The sequence below is a fragment of the Streptomyces longispororuber genome (assembly GCF_024448165.1).
Taxonomy (GTDB): Bacteria; Actinomycetota; Actinomycetes; order Streptomycetales; family Streptomycetaceae; genus Streptomyces; species Streptomyces longispororuber_A.
The window spans coordinates 1-16,537 of the sequence record NZ_JAMOLN010000216.1; the positions used below are offsets into that span (position 1 = coordinate 1).

The 16,537-nt window shown below is 70.3% G+C and carries 16 protein-coding genes and 1 pseudogene; 8 read left to right on the plus strand and 9 right to left on the minus strand.

Annotated features, from left to right (window positions below):
- Positions 1 to 296: 296 nt before the first annotated feature.
- Positions 297 to 938 (minus strand): DNA-3-methyladenine glycosylase, encoded by a 642-nt coding sequence (locus tag M4J07_RS39460; RefSeq protein WP_255980470.1) that lies wholly within the window; start codon positions 936 to 938, stop codon positions 297 to 299.
- A 154-nt stretch (positions 939 to 1,092) separates the two neighbouring features.
- Between M4J07_RS39460 and M4J07_RS39465 the strand changes: the two genes are divergently transcribed.
- From M4J07_RS39465 to M4J07_RS39475, 3 genes are all read left to right on the plus strand, one after another.
- Entirely contained in the window at positions 1,093 to 1,875 is a 783-nt protein-coding gene (locus M4J07_RS39465) for a sporulation protein (RefSeq protein WP_255980472.1), read from the plus strand.
- An 80-nt stretch (positions 1,876 to 1,955) separates the two neighbouring features.
- Positions 1,956 to 2,498, plus strand: coding sequence for a YbhB/YbcL family Raf kinase inhibitor-like protein (locus M4J07_RS39470; RefSeq protein WP_255980474.1), 543 nt, complete (start codon positions 1,956 to 1,958; stop codon positions 2,496 to 2,498).
- A gap of 144 nt (positions 2,499 to 2,642) precedes the next feature.
- Entirely contained in the window at positions 2,643 to 3,152 is a 510-nt protein-coding gene (locus M4J07_RS39475; RefSeq protein ID WP_255980476.1) for an HNH endonuclease, read from the plus strand.
- Between the two features lie 66 nt (positions 3,153 to 3,218).
- Here M4J07_RS39475 and M4J07_RS39480 read toward each other — a convergent pair whose 3' ends face one another.
- The 3 genes and pseudogenes from M4J07_RS39480 to M4J07_RS39490 all read right to left on the minus strand — a co-directional run.
- On the minus strand, positions 3,219 to 4,154 hold the full coding sequence (locus M4J07_RS39480) for an SPFH domain-containing protein (RefSeq protein ID WP_255980478.1): 936 nt from the start codon (positions 4,152 to 4,154) through the stop codon (positions 3,219 to 3,221).
- A 123-nt stretch (positions 4,155 to 4,277) separates the two neighbouring features.
- Positions 4,278 to 4,709: an NfeD family protein gene (locus tag M4J07_RS39485; protein ID WP_255980480.1), complete on the minus strand. Its 432-nt coding sequence runs from the start codon at positions 4,707 to 4,709 to the stop codon at positions 4,278 to 4,280.
- Between the two features lie 337 nt (positions 4,710 to 5,046).
- Positions 5,047 to 5,595 (minus strand): annotated as a pseudogene (locus tag M4J07_RS39490) (ABC transporter ATP-binding protein); the annotation flags it as partial.
- A gap of 147 nt (positions 5,596 to 5,742) precedes the next feature.
- Between M4J07_RS39490 and M4J07_RS39495 the strand changes: the two are divergent.
- On the plus strand, positions 5,743 to 6,525 hold the full coding sequence (locus tag M4J07_RS39495; protein WP_255980484.1) for a hypothetical protein: 783 nt from the start codon (positions 5,743 to 5,745) through the stop codon (positions 6,523 to 6,525).
- Positions 6,526 to 6,622: 97 nt separating this feature from the next.
- Here M4J07_RS39495 and M4J07_RS39500 read toward each other — a convergent pair whose 3' ends face one another.
- From M4J07_RS39500 to M4J07_RS39515, 4 genes are all read right to left on the minus strand, one after another.
- Positions 6,623 to 6,862: a chaplin gene (locus M4J07_RS39500; protein ID WP_255980486.1), complete on the minus strand. Its 240-nt coding sequence runs from the start codon at positions 6,860 to 6,862 to the stop codon at positions 6,623 to 6,625.
- A 320-nt stretch (positions 6,863 to 7,182) separates the two neighbouring features.
- The gene (locus M4J07_RS39505; RefSeq protein WP_255980487.1) at positions 7,183 to 7,428 is read right to left on the minus strand and encodes a chaplin; all 246 of its coding nucleotides are present in this window, start codon (positions 7,426 to 7,428) and stop codon (positions 7,183 to 7,185) included.
- Between the two features lie 190 nt (positions 7,429 to 7,618).
- Complete coding sequence (locus M4J07_RS39510) at positions 7,619 to 8,260, minus strand: response regulator (RefSeq protein WP_255980489.1); 642 nt, start codon at positions 8,258 to 8,260, stop codon at positions 7,619 to 7,621.
- Positions 8,253 to 9,398: a GAF domain-containing sensor histidine kinase gene (locus tag M4J07_RS39515; protein ID WP_255980491.1), complete on the minus strand. Its 1,146-nt coding sequence runs from the start codon at positions 9,396 to 9,398 to the stop codon at positions 8,253 to 8,255. Before M4J07_RS39515 ends, M4J07_RS39510 begins: the two co-directional genes overlap by 8 nt.
- A 181-nt stretch (positions 9,399 to 9,579) precedes the next feature.
- Here M4J07_RS39515 and M4J07_RS39520 point away from each other — a divergent pair, with 181 nt between their 5' ends.
- The 3 genes from M4J07_RS39520 (at position 9,580) to M4J07_RS39530 (ending at position 12,403) form a co-directional block, all read left to right on the plus strand.
- Positions 9,580 to 10,278 (plus strand): SDR family NAD(P)-dependent oxidoreductase, encoded by a 699-nt coding sequence (locus M4J07_RS39520; protein WP_255980493.1) that lies wholly within the window; start codon positions 9,580 to 9,582, stop codon positions 10,276 to 10,278.
- A complete protein-coding gene (locus M4J07_RS39525) occupies positions 10,275 to 11,357 on the plus strand; it encodes an S-adenosylmethionine:tRNA ribosyltransferase-isomerase (RefSeq protein WP_255980495.1) in 1,083 nt (360 codons plus the stop codon). The genes M4J07_RS39520 and M4J07_RS39525 overlap by 4 nt, the downstream gene beginning before the upstream one ends.
- A gap of 284 nt (positions 11,358 to 11,641) precedes the next feature.
- Positions 11,642 to 12,403: a transglycosylase SLT domain-containing protein gene (locus tag M4J07_RS39530; RefSeq protein WP_255980497.1), complete on the plus strand. Its 762-nt coding sequence runs from the start codon at positions 11,642 to 11,644 to the stop codon at positions 12,401 to 12,403.
- A 100-nt stretch (positions 12,404 to 12,503) separates the two neighbouring features.
- Here the strand turns inward: M4J07_RS39530 and M4J07_RS39535 are convergent, their stop codons facing one another.
- A complete protein-coding gene (locus M4J07_RS39535; RefSeq protein WP_255980499.1) occupies positions 12,504 to 15,038 on the minus strand; it encodes an ABC transporter ATP-binding protein/permease in 2,535 nt (844 codons plus the stop codon).
- A 269-nt stretch (positions 15,039 to 15,307) separates the two neighbouring features.
- Between M4J07_RS39535 and M4J07_RS39540 the strand changes: the two genes are divergently transcribed.
- Positions 15,308 to 16,537: streptophobe family protein (locus tag M4J07_RS39540; RefSeq protein WP_255980501.1), on the plus strand; the 1,230-nt coding region annotated here is incomplete at its 3' end.

Sequence of the window (16,537 nt, forward strand, 5' to 3'; positions counted from 1 at the left end):
GTATTTCGTGTTTCCAACCTTACCAGATCCGTTTTCCGTTCCGTTTCCGGTTCGGATTTCATTTCCGGTGGCCGTTGGAGGGCCTTTGCCTTTCGGCGTGTCCACTACGTTAGCGGATTTCCCTGGCAACTCATAATCGAGTTTCGCGAGTTCGAATTCCGGCATGCGGGCACGCCGAAAAGACCCCGTCGAGGGAGATCGTTCGTTGGTAGTGGTTTGGCCGCTTCCGGCTGCAGGCTGAACGCCGTACCCGGGTCAAGCGGCTCGGGCTACATTACGGATCCCGCAAGGCCGCGTCAAGTTCGGCGGCGGCGCGGGGTGTGGGCCCGATAAGGGCTCACCGTCGGGTCGTTGGCGACCCAGAAGCGCCAGGGGTGGACTCCCCCTTCGCCGGACACACCGGTGCGTGGGCCGTTGCGCACCTGGTCGGCGGGAACGGGCGTGCCGTGCAGGAGCGTCAGAGGGGAGCCGGTGGCAGCGCAGGCGTCCGTGCCGTTGAGGGAACGGTCCACGTCCAGGGCCGTGGCCAGGCGCGCAGGGCCTTTGGCCAGTTCCTTGTCGTGGCGGGCCGACAGTCGACGCTTACGGGCGAGCTCGGCGCCTTCGGTGATCTCGCCGGCGCGCAGGAGGACCGCACTCGCCGTGCCCGGGTCGCCGCACACCAGATTCATGCAGTGCCACATGCCGTAGGTGAAGTAGACGTACACGTGGCCCGGCGGACCGAACATCACGCTGTTGCGGGCGGTGCGGCCTCTGTAGGCGTGCGATCCCGGGTCGTTCGGACCGTCGTACGCCTCCACCTCCGTGAGGCGGAGTTCGATCGGGCCGTCCGGGGTGGCACGTACCAGGGTGCGGCCCAGGAGGTCCGGAGCGACCTCCAGTACAGGGCGGTCGAAGAACTCCCGGGCGATGGGCGTACGGTCAGGGGCCGCGATCATGCCCTCCGAGGGTAGTGGAACGGGCAGGGTGGAATGCGGAACCGGGCGCGGGCGTACCGCGTTTGTAGTCAGCAGTAACAGCAGTAGTAGTCAGTCAGTAGTGGTCGTGACCGGCATCGCGGGATCGCGGTTCTCGTACGGAGGAGATCTAGTCATGGGGTTCAAGCGGCTGTTGGCGAGTCTGGGTGCGGGCGGGGCGTCCGTGGAGACCGTGCTCACCGAGGTCAATGTCGTGCCCGGTGGTGTCGTGCAGGGCGAGGTGCGGATCCAGGGCGGGTCCGTGGACCAGGAGATCGAGGGTCTGTCCGTAGGGCTCCAGGCACGGGTCGAGGTCGAGGGTGCGGACCAGGAGACCAAGCAGGACATCGAGTTCACGAAGGTGCGGCTCGGTGGCGCCTTCGAGCTGAAGGCCAACGCCGTGCACGCGGTCCCGTTCGGGCTGGAGATCCCGTGGGAGACGCCGGTCACGATGATCGACGGGCAGGCGCTGCGCGGGATGAACATCGGGGTGACCACGGAGCTGGAGATCGCCCGGGCGCTCGACTCCGGCGACCTCGACCCGATCAACGTGCACCCGCTGCCGTCGCAGCAGGCCATCCTCGACGCCTTCATCGGGCTCGGGTTCCGGTTCAAGAGCGCGGACATGGAGCGGGGACACATCCGCGGGACGCGGCAGAAGCTGCCGTTCTACCAGGAGATCGAGTTCTTCCCGCCGCAGCAGTACCGGGGGCTGAACCAGGTCGAGCTGAGCTTCGTCGCCGACGACCGGGAGATGGACGTCGTCCTGGAGATGGACAAGAAGCCGGGGCTGTTCAGCGAGGGCAGCGACACCTTCCGGTCGTTCGTCGTCGGGCACCACGACTTCCAGGGCACGGACTGGTCGGCGTACCTGCACCAGTGGCTGTCCGAGGTCGGCAGCAAGAAGAACTGGTTCTAGGGGTTCGGGGTCCTAGGGTTTCGGGAGCAGGGTCGGCAGACTCTGTGGGACCAGGGTTCCGTAGATCCAGGAGGTTCGTTGTGACCGAGCAGCCCGAGCGGGCTCCGCTGCCGCACGCTTTTCATCCGCAGGTGCCGTCGTTCACCGTCGTGAGCGACGACTTCGAAGCGGGTGGGGTGCTCAAGGACGACCAGGTCTACGCGGCCGGGAACACGTCGCCGCACCTGCGGTGGGAGGGCTTCCCGCCGGAGACCAAGAGCTTCGCCGTGTCGTGCTTCGATCCGGACGCGCCGACCGGGAGCGGGTTCTGGCACTGGTCCGTGATCGACATCCCGGTCTCGGTGACCGAGCTGCCGGTGGGCGCGGGCAGCGGCACGTTCGAGGGACTTCCCGAAGGCGCCGTGCAGGTGCGCAACGACTACGGGAGCAAGGACTTCGGTGGGGCCGCGCCGCCGCCCGGGGACCATCCGCACCGGTACGTCTTCACCGTGTATGCCGTGGACCAGGAGAAGTTGGGTCCGGATTCCGATGGTTCGCCCGCATTCGTCGGTTTCAATCTGCGGTTCCACGCGCTGGCGCGCGCCCAGGTCGTCGCCGAGTACGCGGCGCCCGCGGAGAGTTAGCGTTCACGGAACGTTTGCCCGCCTCTGGCCTTGGAAGTGATCAGAGGCGGGCAGTTTTTATTGCGTTGTCCATCTCGGCGTGCACGGCCAGAGTTGACGCACGGACGCCGAGGGGTGATCCGGTGCGTACGGGAGGTGGGCAGGATGCGGGACACGCTGGTGCTGAACGCGAGCTTCGAACCGCTCTCGACGGTGACGTTGAACCGAGCGGTCGTGCTGGTGCTGCAGGACAAGGCCGTCGTCGAGCAGGCCCACCCCGAGCTGCGGATGCGCGGTGCCGCGCTCGACATACCGGTGCCGCGGGTGATCAGGCTCTGCCGGTACGTACGGGTGCCGTTCCGAAGACGCGCGCCGTGGTCCAGGCGGGGCGTGCTCGTGCGGGACCAGCACCGGTGCGCGTACTGCGGGCGGCGGGCGACGACCGTGGACCACGTCGTGCCGCGGTCCCAGGGCGGTGCGGACTCCTGGCTGAACACGGTGGCGTCCTGCGCCGAGGACAATCACCGGAAGGCGGACCGGACGCCGGAGCAGGCCGGGATGCCGCTGCTGCGGGAGCCTTTCGAGCCGACGCCGGCCGACGCCATGCTGCTGTCGCTGCGCACGGACGGACGTGAGGCCCTGCCGGACTGGCTGGGGCAGGGCGTCGCCGCGTAGGTGCCGCGTGCACGGAGGGGCCCGCCGACCTGATGGTCGGCGGGCCCCTTCGGTGTCGTCGTGGCGTCAGTCGATCGGCGGCTGTTCCCTGCGCTCCTTCGGGGCCGACGGGGACGAGCCGCCCGCCATCGGGCCGAAGTTGCCGATCGCGCCGGACAGGCCCTTGAGTGCGTCGCCGATCTCGCTGGGGACGATCCACAGCTTGTTGGCGTCGCCCTCGGCGATCTTCGGGAGCATCTGGAGGTACTGGTACGAGAGCAGCTTCTGGTCCGGGTCGCCCGCGTGGATGGACTCGAAGACCGTGCGGATGGCCTGCGCCTCGCCCTCGGCGCGCAGGGCCGCTGCCTTCGCCTCACCCTCCGCGCGGAGGATCGCCGACTGCTTCTCGCCCTCCGCCGTGAGGATCTGGGACTGCCGGATGCCCTCGGCGGTGAGGATCGCCGCGCGCTTGTCACGGTCGGCGCGCATCTGCTTCTCCATCGAGTCCTGGATGGAGGTGGGCGGTTCGATCGCCTTGAGCTCGACGCGGTTGACGCGGATGCCCCACTTGCCCGTCGCCTCGTCGAGGACGCCGCGCAGTGCCGCGTTGATCTCCTCGCGGGAGGTCAGCGTCCGCTCCAGGTCCATGCCACCGATGATGTTGCGGAGGGTGGTGACCGTCAGCTGCTCGATGGCCTGGATGTAACTGGCCACCTCGTAGGTCGCGGCACGGGCGTCGGTCACCTGGTAGTAGATGACGGTGTCGATGTTGACGACCAGGTTGTCCTGGGTGATCACCGGCTGCGGCGGGAACGGCACGACCTGCTCGCGCAGGTCGATGCGGTTGCGGATGGAGTCGATGAACGGGACGACGATGTTCAGGCCGGCGTTCAGCGTGCGGGTGTAGCGGCCGAAGCGTTCCACGATGGCGGCGCTGGCCTGCGGGATGACCTGGATGGTCTTGATCAGGGCGATGAAGACCAACACCACCAGAATGATCAGGACGATGATGATCGCTGACATCGCGTCTCCTGTGCCCTTCGTACCGTCGTCGTTCCGGCTTCGCCGTATTCGTCGTACCGGAAGATCATGAGATCTTGCTCGTCGAGTTTGTCAGAACCACCCTGGTGGCGTGGCGAGTTCGGGTCAGATGACGATGGCGGTGGCCCCCTCGATGTCGACCACGTCGACCTGGCGGCCGGGTTCGAACGTCGCGTCGGCGTCGAGGGCGCGGGCGGACCAGATCTCGCCGGCCAGTTTGATGCGGCCGCTGCTGCCGTCGACCTGCTCGACGACGACGGCCTGCTTGCCCTTCAGGGCGTCCACGCCCGTGGCCAGTTGGGGCGGTTCCGTGCGCTGCCGCTTGGCGATGGGGCGTACGACGGCGATCAGCGCGCACGACACCGCGGCGAAGACCACGACCTGGAGAACGGCACCGCCGCCGAGTCCTGCTGTCACGGCGCCCGCCACCGCGCCGACGGACAGCATGCCCAACTCGGGCATGGCGGTGATGACCAAGGGAATACCGAGCGCGGCCGCTCCGATCAGCCACCACACCCATGCGTCGATGTCTGCCACGTGGTCATGGTAGATCCGCTGGTGGCCGTGCGGACAGGGGACGACCGGCCCGCACGGCTGCGCGAGGCCGTCAGCTCAGGGGCAGACCCGTGGCGGTCCAGCGCTCGCCCTTCTGCTCGACGACCAGGGGGAGGCCGAAGCAACGGGAGAGGTTGCGGGAGGTGAGTTCCAGCTCCAGCGGGCCGGCGGCGAGGACCTTGCCCTGGCGGATCATGAGGACGTGCGTGAAGCCGGGGGCGATCTCCTCGACGTGGTGCGTGACCATGATCATCGACGGGGCGATCGGGTCGCGGGCGAGACGGCCGAGGCGGCGGACGAGGTCCTCGCGGCCGCCGAGGTCGAGGCCCGCGGCGGGCTCGTCGAGGAGCAGCAGCTCGGGGTCGGTCATCAGGGCGCGGGCGATCAGGGTGCGCTTGCGCTCGCCCTCGGAGAGGGTGCCGAACTTGCGGTCCAGGTACTCGCTCATGCCGAGGCGGTCGAGGAAGGCGCGGGCGCGCTGCTCGTCGACGTCCTCGTACTCCTCCTGCCAGCCGGCCGTCATGCCGTACGCGGCGGTGAGCACGGTCTGCAGGACGGTCTGGCGCTTGGGCAGCTTCTCGGCGAGCGCGATGCCGGCGACGCCGATGCGCGGGCGCAGCTCGAAGACGTCCGTGCCGGGCTTGCCGAGGGTCTCGCCGAGGATCGTGGCGGTGCCCTGGCTCGGGAACACGTAGCTCGAGGCGACGTTGAGGAGGGTGGTCTTGCCGGCGCCGTTCGGTCCGAGGATGACCCAGCGCTCCCCCTCCTTCACCGACCAGGAGACCTGGTCCACCAGAGCCCGGCCCTCGCGGACCACGGATACGTCCTCCAGCTCCAGTACATCGCTCATGAGCGCGTTGTCTCCCATTGCAGTCTCGGCTGTCTCGTGCGTCCGTGCCGTGTTCGGTTTGTTCGTCACCGGACGCCGCCCCCAGGCAAACCTACGCCACTGGCCCGGTGGTCCATTCCATCGGCCGGGCTTTTGACCTCGCCCGGGGCTTCTAAGGTGGGGCGCATGCTCTCGGAACCACGCTCTGGACGTCTCGCCGCATGGGGAAATGCCCTGTTGGGCGGTTTTGTCGCACCTGATGACGCGGTGCTCGCCATTGTGGGTGAGGACGCGGTGCACCGTGTCGAAGGACTCCCCGGGGAGTCCGCCCCGGTCGGGCTGACGCTGGCGCTCGGGCGGCTGCGGGCGCTCGGGGCGAGCGGGCTGCGGGTGGCGCTGCCCGCGCCCGGGCATCCGCTGGGACTCAGCGGGCCTCCCGAGTTCAACGCGCGAGCCCTGGACGCCGAGGAGGCCGTCGTCTGCCACGGGGTGGCGCTCGGGCTGGTGCCCGAGGTGTACGAGGCCGGGCCGGACGGCGACGTCCACGTCGAGGTCGTCTGGCACTGCCTGCCCGTGCGGGAGGCTCCGCCGGCGGACGTACCGTCGCTCGGTGAGGCAGAGAGGGAGCTGGCGGAGGCGCTGCGGGACGCCACCGACGTGCTGACGAAGCTGGACGTGGCCGGTTCCGGTCCGGTGGCGGAGGCCGCGATCGACGCGTACCGGGCCCGGGCCGAGCGGGGCCGTGAGGTGCTGGCACCCGGGTATCCGGCGCGGGCCGTGCGGGTGCTCGAACTGGCGCAGCGCGTGGGGCTGCTCGTCTCCGTGGCGTACGAGAGCGGGCACGGCGGGGCGGTGAGCGCTTCGGAGATGGGGGCTCGGGCCGTCGCGTTGCGGCCTGTCGAGCGGACGGCGCGGCGCGCCCAGGTGGCCGCGTACAACTCCTTCGTGGAGGAGCGGGAGCGGGGCTGAGGACCGGGGCGCGGTGCGGCACTCCCGCGTTGCGCGAGAAGGCCCCTCGCGGACCGGGTCCGTGAGGGGCCTTTCTGTGCCTGTGCGGCAGGGAGCGTCAGAGGTTCGACGCCACGTTGCCGAACGCCGGGTTCAGGACGCCGATCACGTTGACCGAGTTGCCCGAGGCGTTCACCGGGACGTGGACCGGGACCTGGGCCTGGTTGCCGGAGGCGACGCCCGGGGACATGGTGGCCGCGCCCTCCGCCTCGGAGTCGGCGAAGGCGGCACCGGCGGACGCGCCGGCGGCGAGGCCCGCGACGGCGAGGGTCAGGGCGGCCTTCTTGGCAATGCTCATGGGAAGTGTTCCTCCAGAAGTAGCGGTGCGACCCAGCCACGGGGTCGCACGCTGAGCAACGCGTGGGCCGGTCGGACGACACGGGGTGGGCGCGCCTTGCCCTCGATTGGATCAATCGGCGGACGAACGGGTCGAAGCGGCGTTCCCCTGCGGGAGTTGAGGTCGAACAGCCGTGAGGGACGGCGGTGTCGCCCGGTCGGGTCAGAAAACGGACCGGCCCCCCGGGGGATTACCCGGGGGGCCGGTGGTCCTGTGGACCCTGAGTTCGAGTCAGCCGTGATCCATCGCGATCAGCCGCGACAGATCGTGATCAGCCGTGATCAGCCGTTGAAGCCGCCGTTGCCGAAGGCCGGGTTCAGCACGCCGATGACGTTGGCGGTGTTGCCCACGGCGTTGACCGGGATGTGGATCGGGGCCTGGATGAGGTTGCCCGAGCCGACGCCCGGCGACTTCGAGGCCTTGCCGTCGGCGTGCGCACCGTCAGTGGCGGAGGCGAGACCGGCACCGGCGGCGACCAGGCCGCCGGCGACGAGGGTGACAGCCGCGGCCTTCTTCAGGTTCTTCACTTCTAGCTCCTCCTTGCGGTTGCCGCGGCCAGCCGCCGCAGCATGCACTGGAGAACGCCGGAGGGTCCGGCGGGGTACGCCGGACGGTGGACATCTACACGACAGTATGAATCTCACAACGGAGCGGAACCGTCCACGGCGCCGTGCAGTAGTGCGCCGGAGCACGGCCGCCAGGAGCAGGGCGCAGGGGTCAGCCGGCGACCCCGTGCCGGACGGCCCACAGGGCGGCCTGGGTGCGGTCCGCCAGGTCGAGCTTCATGAGGATGTTCGACACGTGGGTCTTCACCGTCTTCTCGGAGAGGACGAGGGCGCGGGCGATCTCCCGGTTCGAGCGGCCGTCCGCGATCAGGCCGAGCACCTCGCGCTCCCGCTCGGTGAGCGAACTGCCCCTCCCCTGCCCGTTGTTCGCCTGCTCCTGGGAGAGCAGGGCGCCGGCCACCTCGGGCTGGAGCAGGATGTGGCCGGCGTGCACGGACCGGATGGCGCCGGCCAGTGCGTCGGGGTCCACGTCCTTGTAGACGTACCCGGCGGCGCCGGCACGCAGGGCCGGGACGACGGTGCGCTGCTCCGTGAAGCTGGTGACGATCAGCACTCGCGCCGGATTGTTCAGTTCGCGGAGCTTGCGCAGTGCCTCCACGCCGTCCATGCCCGGCATCTTGACGTCCATGAGGACGACGTCGGGCTTCAGCTCCTCGGCGCGGTCGACCCCTTCGGCGCCGTCGGCCGCCTCGCCGACCACCTCGATGTCGTCCTGGATCTCGAGGAACGTGCGCAGTCCCCTGCGGACGACCTGGTGGTCGTCGACCAGCAACACCTTGATTGCGTCAGCCACCGGGGACCTCCATCTCGATCGTGGTGCCCTTGCCGGGCTCCGATTCCACTGTGAGCCGCCCGCCGACGCCGCTCGTCCGGTCGTGCATCGAGACCAGGCCGAGGTGGCGTCCCGCGCGGCGTATCGACTTCGGCTCGAAGCCCTTGCCGTCGTCGTTGACGCGGAGCACGGCGCCCACGCCCCGCTTGTCGAGCGTCACGTCGACGCACCGCGCCCCGGAGTGCCGCAGTGCGTTGTGCAGCGCCTCCTGGGCGACGCGGAGCATCGCCTCCTCCTGGGCCGCGGGGAGGGCGCGGATGCCGTCGCAGCAGAACGTGACCCGTGCGCCGTGGGCGCGGTCGAGCACCTGGATCTGCGTACGGAGGGTGGCGACCAGGCCGTCCTCGTCCAGTGCGGCGGGGCGCAACTCCACGACGGCGGCGCGCAGTTCGTCGGCGGCCTCCGCGGCGAGCGCGACCACGTGCTGCAACTCGTCCTTGGCGCGGGCCGGATCGCGGTCCACGAGCTTCGCCGCCGCCTGCGCGGTCAGGCGGAGCGAGAAGAGCTTCTGGCTGACGGCGTCGTGCAGTTCGTGCGCGAGGCGGGAGCGCTCCTCGGCGATGGTGAGCTCGCGGCTGCGCTCGTAGAGCCGGGCGTTCGTCAGGGCGATCGCGGCGTGCTGGGCGAGGATCTGGAGCAGCTCCTCGTCCTCCTGCGTGAAGCCGCAACCGCCTTGCGGCTTGGGGCACTTCTTGTTCGCGAGGAAGAGCGCGCCGATCGTCTCGTCGCCGTCCTTGATGGGCAGGCCCAGGAAGTCGGACATGTCCGGGTGGGCGGACGGCCAGCCTTCGAAGCGGGGGTCCTTGCGGACGTCGGCGAGGCGCTCGGTCTTCGCCTCGCGCAGCATCGCGGCGAGGATGCCGTGCTGGCGCGGCAGCGGGCCGATGGCCTTCCACTGCTCGTCGCTGACGCCGTCGACGACGAACTGGGCGAAGCCGCCGTGGTCGTCGGGCACCCCGAGCGCCGCGTACTCGGCGTCGAGCAGCTCGCGCGCGGAGGCGACGATCGTCTTGAGGACGTCGCGCACCTCCAGGTGCCTGCTCATGGCCAGCAGCGCGGCGCTGACCGCCGCAAGACCAGTCCGTGGACCTTGACTCATGAAGTCACCGTACCGGCGGGGTGTGACGGCGCGTATCGGTCCTGTGGCGGCGCCCGCCTAGGGCCCTGGGCTTAGGCCGAAGGGCCCGTGGCCGTCGCGACCCGCGTACGAGGTGCCCGGGCCCCCGCCGTTCCTACGTTGAAGGCACACGCAGAGCCGGCGGACCAAGGGGACGGTTGTCATGACAGTAGCGATCATCACGGGGGCCTCACGGGGATTCGGGCGGGCGCTCGCCACGGCGCTGGCCGAGCGGGGCTGGGATCTGGTGCTCGACGCGCGGTCCCCCGGGCCGCTGGAGGAAGTGGCGGCGGGGTTGCGCCGGCACGGCGGGGCGGTCGTGGCGGTGCCGGGTGACGTCACGGACGGCGGGCACCGGGTCGAGCTGATCGCGGCGGCCTGGGAGCTGGGCGGTCTCGATCTGCTGGTGAACAACGCGGGGGTGCTGGGCGCGGAGCCACTGGTGACGCTCGGGGAGCACGGGCTCGACGGGTTCCGCAGGGCGCTGGAGGTCAATGTGGTGGCGCCGCTCGGACTGCTGCAGGAGGCGCTTCCGCTGCTGCGCGAGGCGCACGACGGGGCGGTGATCAACATGAGTTCGGACGCGGCGGCCGAGGCGTACCGCACGTGGGGCGGTTACGGGGCGACGAAGGCGGCCCTCGACCAGCTGTCGGCCGTGCTCGGGGTGGAGGAGTCCGGCCTGCGGGTGTGGGCGGTGGATCCGGGCGGGATGCGGACGGAGATGCTGGCCGCGGCCGAGCCGGACGAGGATCTGAGCGGCGTGCCACGGCCCGAGGACGTCGTGCCCGGGTTCCTGCGGCTGCTCGACGAGCGGCCGGCCAGCGGGCGGTACGCGGCGCCTTCTCTGCTGGAGACGCGATGACACTCGCGCTGCGGGTACCGGAGGAGCTGTCGGCGCGGGTGCCCGCCGAACAGCGGGGTCCCGGCCGGGACAGATCGTCGGTGCGGCTGCTGGTGTCGCGCGGCACGGAGGTGGCGCACCACCGCTTCCCCGAGCTGCCGGAGGTGCTGCGGGCCGGGGACCTGCTCGTGGTGAACACCTCCCCCACGCTGGCGGCCGCCGTGGACGGGACGGACGGGCGCGCGCGCGTGGTCGTGCACTTCTCCACGCGGGGCGACGACGGGCGGTGGGCGGTCGAGCTGCGGGTTCCGGACGGCCGGGGCACCACGCGCCCGCGCGCGGGCGGGCCCGCGGGTTCGGTGGTGTCGCTGCCCGGCTGTGTGCACCTCGTCTTCGAGGAGCCGGTCGCGGCGGGGAACGAGCGGCTGTGGTGGGTGCGGGCGACCGGGGACGTGCCCGCGCTGCTGCGGGCGCACGGGCGGCCGATCCGCTACGCGTACACGGAGCGGGACCAGCCGCTGTCCGCCTATCAGACGGTGTTCGCGCTGCCGTACGCCGACGGGGCGGGCAGTGCGGAGATGCCGAGTGCGGCGCGGCCCTTCACGGAGCGGATCGTGGCGCAGCTGGTGAGCCGGGGCGTGCAGTTCGCGCCGATCACGCTGCACACGGGGGTGGCGTCCGCGGAGTCGCACGAGCCGCCTTACGGGGAGCGGTTCGAGGTGCCGGAGGCGTCGGCGCGGCTGATCAACGCGGCCAGGGCCGGGGACGGGCGGGTGATCGCCGTGGGCACCACGGCCGTGCGGGCCGTCGAGTCGGCGGCCGGGGACGACGGGGTGGTGCGGGCGGCGCGCGGCTGGACGGAGCTGGTCGTGACGCCGGAGCGCGGGGTGCGGGTGGTGGACGGGCTGCTGACCGGGCTGCACGAGCCGGAGGCGTCCCATCTGCTGATGCTGGAGGCGGTGGCGGGGCGGGCGGCCGTGAGCCGTACGTACGAGGAGGCGCTGCGGGGCCTCTACCTGTGGCACGAGTTCGGCGACGTCCACCTCATCCTTCCGGACCAGGAGCCTCACGCTGCGCGTTGCACTGGCAACTACTGGTGAGATCGACGGGTGCCCGCTGTGACGCCGCGCATAGGGCGCACATCACGTACGAAGGCGCCTAGTGGATAGCTGAAGGACCAAAGTCCCGAGGCGGGACGGGGGCCAGGGGTCGAGAGCCGACTCCTGGCCCCCTTTCGCATGCCCCCGGTCCACTACCCGGCTTCGTACGTCACACCTTTGCCACGGAATTTTGCGCCCGCTAAGAATGGCCCTCGTCGCTGAGCACCGAACGGTTGTACCCGCGGTGCTCGTGCCCCAAACACACTTCGAGAGGTCCCCATCTCATGTCCAAGCACGCCCCTTCCGGCCATAGTCGCCTGACCCGCACCCACAAGTTCTCGATGGCCGGTGTCGCCGCCCTCGGTGCCGCCGCTCTCGCGGTGACGCTGGTGCCGGGTCATGACACGCAGGCGTCGGCCGAGACGGTCTCCGCCGCCCCCGTCGCCTTCCCGACGGCTGCCGGTACGCAGCAGGTCAAGGACGTGCACGACAGCGTCACCGGCCAGCAGGCCGCCGCGTCGGAGAAGGCGAAGCAGGCCGCCGCCAAGCTGAAGGCCCAGCAGGACGCCAAGGCGAAGGAAGAGGCGCAGAAGAAGGCCGACGCCGAGGCCAAGGCGAAGGCCGATGCCGCCGCGAAGGCGAAGGCCGAGGCGGACGCCAAGGCGAAGCAGGAGCGCGAGGCCAGGGAGGCCGCCTCCCGCGCCGCCGCCCGCAAGCCGGTCTACGCCAACAACCTGGACGGCTGGATCAAGCAGTCGCTGGACATCATGAAGGCCAAGGGCATCCCGGGTACCTACAACGGGCTCTACAGCAACATCATGCGCGAGTCCACGGGCAACCCGAACGCGATGAACGGCTGGGACATCAACGCCCAGAACGGCACCCCGTCGATCGGCCTGCTCCAGGTCATCCAGCCGACGTTCAACGCGTACCACGTCGACGGCACCTCGACGAACATCTACGACCCGGTCGCCAACATCACGGCCGCCGCGAACTACGCGGCCGACAAGTACGGCTCGATCGACAACGTGAACAGCGCGTACTGAGACTCTTTGCCGGGACCTCTGGGTCCTCAGCACGCCGACCCCCACGACAGAGAAGGGCGGCACCCTCGCGGGTGCCGCCCTTCTCTGTCGTGCGTGACGACTACTTGCGCATGACCTCGGGCTCATGGCGGCGCAGCAGGCGCGCGACCGCGAAGCCGCAGATGATGCCGAGCGCGAGCAGCACCGCGATGTTGATGCCCCACTGGCTGACCGAGTGCTCCCACAGCGGGTCGAGGTCGTTCGGCTTCTTCGGGTCCCACGGCGGCATCAGGTGCGCCAGGTCCAGCGTGGCGCCGGCGGCACCGATCGCCCAGCGGGACGGCATCAGCCAGGCGAACTGCTCCAGGCCGATCGAACCGTAGATCTGGAAGAGGACTCCGGTGAAGACGACCTGGACGATCGCGAACATCACCAACAGCGGCATCGTCTTCTCGGAGGTCTTCACCAGCGAGGAGATGACCAGGCCGAACATCATCGACGTGAAGCCGAGCGCGATGATCGAGATGCACAGCTCGACGGCCGGCGGCATCAGGAGACCTTCCTCGGGAAGGTCTCGCGGCGTGAAGGCGATGGCGCAGATGATGACGCCCTGGATGGCCGTGATGAAGCCGAGGACGATGACCTTGGACATCAGGTACGCGGAGCGGGACAGGCCGGTGGCCCGTTCGCGCTCGTAGATGACCCGTTCCTTGATCAGTTCTCGGACCGAGTTGGCCGCGGCCGAGAAGCACATGCCGACCGCGACGATCAGCATGATCGTGCCCGCGTCGCCGTTGAACTTGGACGGCGGCTTGGGCGGCGCCAGACCGAAGTCGGCCGGGATGACCACCGACACGATGCCGAGGACCGCGGGCAGGATCACCATCAGACCCATGAAGCCCTTGTCGGAGGCGATCACCGACACGTAGCGGCGGATCAGCGTGATCAGCTGCGCGCCCCAGGGCTGCGGCTTGGGCGGCTTGACCGCCGCGGGCGGCGGCATCTGCACGGACTGCGGGGCGACGGCGTCGATGTCGGCCGCGTACATCTGGTAGTGCTGCGAGCCCTTCCAGCGGCCCGCCCAGTCGTAGTCGCGGTAGTTCTCGAACGCCGAGAAGACGTCGGCCCAGGTCTCGTAGCCGAAGAAGTTGAGCGCTTCCTCCGGCGGGCCGAAGTACGCCACCGAGCCACCCGGCGCCATCACGAGGAGCTTGTCGCAGATCGCGAGCTCGGCCACCGAGTGGGTGACGACGAGGACCGTGCGGCCGTCGTCGGACAGACCGCGCAGCAGCTGCATGACGTCGCGGTCCATGCCCGGGTCGAGGCCGGAGGTCGGCTCGTCCAGGAAGATCAGCGACGGCTTGGTGAGCAGCTCCAGGGCCACGGACACGCGCTTGCGCTGGCCACCGGAGAGGGAGGTGACCTTCTTCTCCTTGTGGATGTCCAGCTTGAGCTCGCGCAGCACCTCGTCGATGCGCTGCTGGCGCTCCTGCTCGCTGGTGTCCGCGGGGAAGCGGAGCTTGGCCGCGTACTTGAGCGCCTTCTTGACGGTCAGTTCCTTGTGCAGGATGTCGTCCTGCGGGACCAGACCGATGCGCTGGCGCAGCTCGGCGAACTGCTTGTACAGGTTCCGGTTGTCGTAGAGGACGTCGCCCTGGTTGGCCGGCCGGTAGCCGGTCAGTGCCTTGAGCAGCGTCGACTTGCCGGAACCCGACGGGCCGATGACGGCGATCAGCGATTTCTCCGGGACGCCGAAGGAGACGTCCTTGAGGATCTGCTTGCCGCCGTCGACGGTGACCGTCAGGTGGCGCGCGGAGAAGGAGACGTCACCGGTGTCGACGAACTCCTCGAGCCGGTCGCCGACGAGGCGGAACGTCGAGTGGCCGACGCCGACGATGTCGTTCGGGCCGAGCAGCGCGCTGCCGCCCTTGGCGATCGGCTGGCCGTTGACGTACGTGCCGTTGTGCGAGCCGAGGTCGCGGATCTCGAAGCGGCCGTCGGGCGTCGCGTGGAACTCGGCGTGCAGTCGCGAGACCTGGAGGTCGGAGACGACCAGCTCGTTCTCCAGCGCACGGCCGATGCGCATGACGCGGCCGAGGGCCAGCTGGTGGAACGTCGTCGGGCTGCGGTCGCCGTAGACCGGCGGCGCCCCCGCGACTCCACCGGGTCCCTGCTGCTGCGGCACCTTCTGCACCGGCGGCTGCTGCCACTGCTGCTGTTGCTGCGGCGGCTGCGCCTGCTGGGGCGCCTGCTGCGACCAGCCGGGCGCACCGTCCTGCGGCTGCTGCTGCGGCGGTGGCTGCTGGGCGAGGCCGGCGGCCTGCTGCTGCGCCTGGTGCGGCGAGGCGACCGCGGCGGCCTGGGCACTGCCCTGCACGCTCAGGCGCGGCCCGTCCGTCGCGTTGCCGAGGTGGACGGACGATCCGGGCCCGATCTCCATCTGGTGGATCCGCTGGCCCTGGACGAAGGTGCCGTTGGTCGAGCCGTGGTCCTCGATGACCCAACTGCGGCCGCCCCAGCTGATCGTGGCGTGACGCCAGGACACCCTGGCGTCGTCGAGCACGACGTCACCCCCCGGATCACGACCGAGGGTGTACGGCCTGGACGGATCGAGCGTCCAGGTCCTGCCATTCAATTCCAGTACGAGTTCAGGCACTCCATGCCCCACTGAGTTGTCCCCCGAGTATTGCCCCCGCCATGGGGAGTCTAGGGATGTCGAACATCGTGAGGAACTATTTCAGGAAGGCCCCCATGACCGAAAGTCGGGCCTTGCGTCGGGGGTTGTGAAGACTCCCGGACGGCCCCGGTGTGCGCCCCGTTGACGCGGCAGATCCCGCCCCGGAGAGTGGTGAGTGCCCACAACTCCCTACGGATCATGCGCAAATGGGAAAACAGGGGCGATGCGGTACGGATCGGGGGGTCCTGATGGAGACCGGCCAACACGCGACCCGGCGCGGCGGCGTGCCCGTGGGCGATCTGCTGCTGTCCGCGATTGCCGCGGTGAGCTGGGCGTTCATCGCCATGGCGGGCGTCGCGGCGCTCGGGCTCCATCTGCTCGGGGCGGACTCGGCGGGCTCGCTGGGCCCCATGACGGCCGCGGTCGTGGCGCTCGGGGTCGGCGGGCGCGTGACGCCGTCCGGCGACGTCTCGGCCTTCGGCCTGCAGGGCGCGCAGGCGGACACCGCGATCGACGTCGCACCGCTCGGCGTGGGCCTGGTGGGTGCGCTGCTGGTCAGCTGGTTCTTCCTACGGTCCTTGCGCGGCGCGGGAGTTGAGGTCTCGCCCGGCGAACTGCTGGCCCGGGCCGGCGCCGTGGTCGTGCTCTTCGTGGGCATGCTGGGCGGGCTCGCCTGGGCGGGTCACGACATCATCACGATTGACGGTTCGAAGCTGGGACTGAACGACATTCCGGGCGCCGGGGACCTGCCGGGCGGCATCGGCGACAAGCTGCCGGGCGGCATCGGCGGGCTGCTGCCCGACCGGCTCGGCGATCTTGCGGACGCCAAGGCCTCCGTGGGATTCACGGTGCAGACGGGGGCGACGCTGCTGGGCGGCGCGGCGTTCGTCGTCGGGGTCCTGCTGATCGCGCTGCTCGCGTCACGGCGCACGCCGCTGCCGCCCGCCCTGAGCGCCGTGCACCGGGTGGTCAGGCCGGCGGCGTCCGCGCTGGTGACCGTGGTGCTGGTGGCGGTCCTCGCGGGGCTCGCCGCGGCGCTGTACGCGATGATCGGCGACGACCATCCGAAGCGGATCGCGGGCGCGGCGCTGCTCGGCGCGCCGAACGGGGTGTGGCTCGCCCTCCCGCTCGGCATGTTCGTGCCGTGGGACGGCAAGGCGACGGGGGCGCTCGCCCAGGTCCTCCCCGACCCGCTGGACGACTTCCTGCGGCTCTCGTCCGATCAGCCGGTGACGCTGGGCCGGCTGGCCGAACTCGACGGCAGGGTCTGGCTGTTGGCCGTGGCGGTGGCGGTGATGATGCTCTTCGCGGGGGTCCTCACGGCCGTGCGCACGCCGCTGGACGGGGGAGCGCTCGGGTTCGCGGGGCGCTGCGCGCTGCGGCTGGGCGTGGTGACCGCGCTGGCGATGCCGCTCCTGGTGTGGCTGACGGACGTCTCGGCGGGCGCCTCGCTCTCGGTCCTCGGCTTCGACGCGTTC